The sequence below is a fragment of the Haloarcula sebkhae genome (assembly GCF_014647415.1).
In the GTDB taxonomy this organism is placed as follows: domain Archaea; phylum Halobacteriota; class Halobacteria; order Halobacteriales; family Haloarculaceae; genus Haloarcula; species Haloarcula sebkhae.
On record NZ_BMPD01000019.1, the window covers coordinates 1 to 927 of the forward strand.

Below are 927 nucleotides of genomic sequence, written 5' to 3' on the forward strand. Positions count from 1 at the left end.
GGTCGAACAACTCTTGGCCCCCTTTTGAAAGGTTACTGTACCTGAGCACCTTATCGTCGGGAGAGACATCCGATTCATCCACTTCCGTGACGAGTACTTGGGTCCCCGTATTGGGGGCAACGAAAAGAAGTAGGGTAGATATGACGAGTGCTGCGACTCCAATTATAATGAGAGCCCGGACACTGAATCGAAATCCTGCTGGTGTACCCATTTTAGAGACTATCTGAATCGAATCAGGGAGCTATCTTCAGTATCGTAATTCATCAAGCGGGGAAGCAATTTCATGTCCCGTGCAAGTGTGTATATTCTTTGTGGGGATTCACATATGTGATTGCCAGTTCGACAAGACTAGGCGTTTGGAGAGCAATCTGAGCCAGTTCCCGGTCACTGAAATAGCCGAAACCACGCATCAGAGCCCCGCTAAACTCGCTGTAGTCTCAACTTCCAAATAAGTAATTTCGGTATATCACTATGCTGTTTATCAACACCGATATAGCAAGTGTAAGTGCTATAAAGGCACTGAAACGCCGATATTCTGGCTTGGGGAATAGGTTTGTATTATTTTGTTAAGCACCATCAGTTTAACCCGGACCGTCGCTGTACGGGAAGCATGAATCGGCTTCCGCCTGAGTACGATGCTACTCCCGGGACGACGTCCTCAAAGCAGCCATCGAGAAGCGGCTGGTCGATATCGACTCCGGGCGCTACCGAACAAACGTCGCGAGCGTCCTGCGAAAATTCGCTGCGTGGGCACGGGACTAGGATTTCAACAGAACAAGATGGGCGACGACTCGTTCGGCCGTTGATGTTAATGGACAGAAATGAGATAATCAGGTTACTGTCTTGTCGCAATCCGCAGGGAGTAGGCAATACACAGCAACCCACTGAGCTGGACGACTCTGACAAGTAAACGGATAATATTCTGGA

2 pseudogenes are annotated in these 927 nt (G+C 48.9%); one reads left to right on the forward strand and one right to left on the reverse strand.

The window, feature by feature from the left end:
- Nucleotides 1–211 (reverse strand): annotated as a pseudogene (locus tag IEY38_RS21575) (hypothetical protein); the annotation flags it as partial.
- 399 nt (nucleotides 212–610) lie between these two features.
- Here IEY38_RS21575 and IEY38_RS21580 point away from each other — a divergent pair.
- Nucleotides 611–759, forward strand: a pseudogene (locus IEY38_RS21580) (tyrosine-type recombinase/integrase); the annotation flags it as partial.
- Nucleotides 760–927: the final 168 nt, after the last annotated feature.